Here is a 3,364-nt window from a genome sequence, read left to right on the forward strand (position 1 = left end):
CTTCATCTCTCGCACAGCACCATTTCCAGAAGCTGCCCTACTACCAACTCCCTTTCATGTTCAGGACACAAGACCACGAAGATCCACCTCGCCTGTGACGGCCAGGGACGACCACTGGGTCCGGCCGGCCACCAACAACGCCTCGGGCAGGACAGCACACACCGGCGCAACGACCGTGATGCCCGCCCCCGCCGACCTTGGCGGCGGGGAACCGCGAACGCCGGCCAACGCGTCGTACCCGGCGCTCCCCCTACCCCTCAGCCTCATCGCCGTGCGGGGCTCAGCAGTCCTTCCCCCGGTCCAAGGCGCACGCTCCGCAAGAGGGTGCGGCAACTCCGTTCATCTGCCGGGGGAAGCGTTACGGGCGCGGGCCGCACTGATCCCGGCCGCCCGCGGGCGGCCGGGATCAGAATCAGAAGCGGTGCGGCCTACTTGGGCTTGATCGCGTCCTTGGCCTTCTCCTTGGCCGCGCGCAGGTCGCCCTTGGACTCCTCGGCCTTTCCCTTGGCCTTCAGGGACTCGTTGCCGACCGCACCGCCGACGACCTTCTTTACCTTGCCCTTGGCCTGCTCACCCTTGGCTTGAGCCTTCTCGTCCGCAGCCACAACCACTCACTCCTGCCTCACTCGGAACTCAAGTACGCCCTCCGTGTAACCCCCGGGCGCCACTCTCAAACCGGAAGGGCTGCCGACAGGCTTCTCGCAGCTACGGGCGTTGTAAAAAATACATAAGATCCGCAGGGATGGAAGAGCGATCCGCAGGCACACACCCGCCCAGAAGCGGTGTCCGCCGGAGACGCTCCGGCGGACACCGCTTCTTGCCGCCCGGCCCAGGCCGCTGGACACACGCCTGGGCACACGTCAGGGGCCCTCACTCGCTGAACTCCCGCCCGGACTCATCGCCCGGGAGTGGTGCGTCCCGTCCGCGCAGGGGCGGAGGCGTCGGTGAGGTCCGCACCGGTGTCGGCGTCTCGCTCGGAGTGAGCCACGCCGTGCCAGTCCAGGCACATGACGGTCGCGTCGTCCTGCAGGTGACCGTGGCCGGCGTCGACGATCGCCGCGATAAGGGTCCTGGCGGCCTCGCGGGGATGCAGGTCCCGGGTGCGCACGATCAGATCCGACAGATCGAGGCCGCCCGCGTTGCGCTCCAGCATGCCGTCGGTCACCATCACCAGCCGGTCGCGCGGCTCCAGGTCCAGTGACTGGACCCGATAGAGGTGAGGGGTGTGGAAGCCGAACGGCATGTCGACTTTGGGAGTGATCTCCCCTACCTGTCCGTTCCGCATGCGCAGCGGCCAGGGGTGGCCGGCGTTGATGAACTCGCTCTTGCCGTCGATCAGGCTGATGCGCAGGAGCTGGCCGGTGACGTAGCCGTGGCGGCCGTGCTCGTGCACGGCCCGGTCGGCCTGGCGGGCCTGTTCGGCGAGATCCGCCCCGGCCCGCCGTGCCCTGCGCAGGGCGCCGACTGCAAGGGTGGCCAGCAGCGCGGCGTCGACATCATGGCCCATGGCGTCGGTGACGGAGAGCTGGACGGTGTCGCGGTCGATCACGTAGTCGAAGGTGTCACCGCCGACGTGGTCGGCCGGCTCCAGTGCCCCGGCCACCGCGAACTGCGCGGCTTCGCACGCCAGCGATGCCGGGAGCAGGCGGTGCTGGATCTCCGCGGCCAGGCTCAGCGGGCTGGTGCGGCGGCCCCACTGGTACACGTCGGTGAAGGACCGGTTCGCGATGACGATGTACGCCAGCGCGTGCGCGGTTTCACCGATCTCCCGCATCATCGCCGGGTCCGGCGCCGCGGGCAGGAACAGTTCGAGGAGTCCGATGGCGTCCCCGCGGTTGGTCACCGGGGCGACGATCCGCGCCGTGCCCTCGCCCCTGTCTTCCACGCTCGGCCGCTGGGTGCGGATCACGTCGTCGTACACGGTGCCCCGCAGCGCGATGCGGCGGGCGGGTTCATCCGTATCGACGCTGCCCGCCGTCCCCAGCCGTACCACCGAGCCGCCGGTGAAGTCGGTGATCAGGAACGACACCGACCCGGCTCCAAGATGCTCCCTGAGCATGCGCGCGACCACGTCGAGCGACTCCACCGGCGCAGCGGCCTCCGCCGCCTCCAACGTCCCTGCCAACGTCATCTCCCCGGAGCCGGTCCCGCCTCCGGGAAGACGAGCGGGCCGCCCGCTGCCCGACCCTCTTGCGGTCACATCGACTCCTTCACTGCTCGATGACGCTCAAGACTCCGCCCGGGACACGCGCGACAGCCTGCCCGGTCCGGTAGCGGACAGATCACACTGCACCACAGGACCTGGAACCCGGGCTCCCGCCGCGCCCGGCAGCTTCCCCGGGCCGTGCGCGCGCAGGACCCGTCCGCGCGTCCCGCGCTTCGGCGTGCCCCGCAGGCCGTCAGGTGGCCGCCAGGAGGATGGCGGTGTACCGCGTGGTGAAGGCGCTGAGGGTCAGGGCGTGGAAGACCTCGTGGAAGCCGAACCAGGCCGGTGACGGGTTGGGGCGCTTGAGTCCGTAGACGGCGGCGACCGCGGTGCCGCCGGTGCGCGCGAATTCGGGCAGGTTGAAGACGGCCACCCGGCCGAGCGGGATGTAGCACGGGGTGTACATCCGGCGCGGAGCCCTGATCCAAAGGATGCGGAAGGCGACGCCTGCCAGGGCGCCCGCCCGCACCAGGGCCAACAGCGCTCACTGCCGGGTTTCGGGGAGCGGCAGTACCGCCAGCGGGGTGTAGGTACCGGCGATGATCAGGAAGATGTTGGCGTGGTCCAAGCCGCCTCAGGACCGCCTCCCCGCGCGGGCCCCACGTTCCGCGGTGGTAGACGGCGCCGCTACCGAACAGCCGGCACGCGGAGACCGCGTACACCGCGCACGCCGCCGCTAGCGCAGCCGAACGCGAAACGGCGATCAGGACGATGCCGCCGCCCAGCGCGAGGGGGGACACACCGGCGTGAAGCCGGCCACGCATCCTCGGCTTCAGCGCAGCCCCCGCGCGCTCCACCCCACCTCCCCCGCATTGTGGTCCGTCTGCCCGGCAGCCGGCGGGACGGTTGTGCTTGACGGCGTATCAACGGTGGAGGTACGGGAGAGCGTGTCTGGCGTGGTGCCGGGGGGAGCTGGGACTGCCGTCCGTGGGCCGGCGGCTGCGATCTTCGGAGATCACGCACTCGTATTCTCGAAAGCGGTCGCAGACTGCTGCTCGGCGCGTCGTCCGGCTGCGGGTCAGGCGCCGGCCTTCTGCCGGGATGCGGTGCGGCGGTATTCGGCGTTGATGCGCTGGGCTTCTTCGAGTTGATCCTCGAGGATGATGATGCGGCAGGCGGCCTCGATGGGGGTTCCCTGGTCGACGAGTTCGCGGGCGC

The 3,364-nt window shown here is 70.1% G+C and carries 2 protein-coding genes and 2 pseudogenes; all 4 read right to left on the reverse strand.

What is annotated here, in order from left to right; all coding sequences use genetic code 11:
- Positions 1–428: 428 nt before the first annotated feature.
- A complete protein-coding gene (locus ACFVTC_RS42740; protein WP_266639986.1) occupies positions 429–605 on the reverse strand; it encodes a CsbD family protein in 177 nt (58 codons plus the stop codon).
- A gap of 290 nt (positions 606–895) precedes the next feature.
- A complete protein-coding gene (locus tag ACFVTC_RS42745) occupies positions 896–2,131 on the reverse strand; it encodes a PP2C family protein-serine/threonine phosphatase (RefSeq protein WP_390135243.1) in 1,236 nt (411 codons plus the stop codon).
- Positions 2,132–2,399: 268 nt separating this feature from the next.
- Positions 2,400–2,970: pseudogene (locus tag ACFVTC_RS42750) on the reverse strand (hemolysin III family protein).
- Positions 2,971–3,224: 254 nt separating this feature from the next.
- Positions 3,225–3,364 (reverse strand): annotated as a pseudogene (locus tag ACFVTC_RS42755) (MerR family transcriptional regulator); the annotation flags it as partial.

The organism is Streptomyces sp. NPDC057950 (genome assembly GCF_042887295.1).
Lineage (GTDB): Bacteria > Actinomycetota > Actinomycetes > Streptomycetales > Streptomycetaceae > Streptomyces > Streptomyces kaempferi.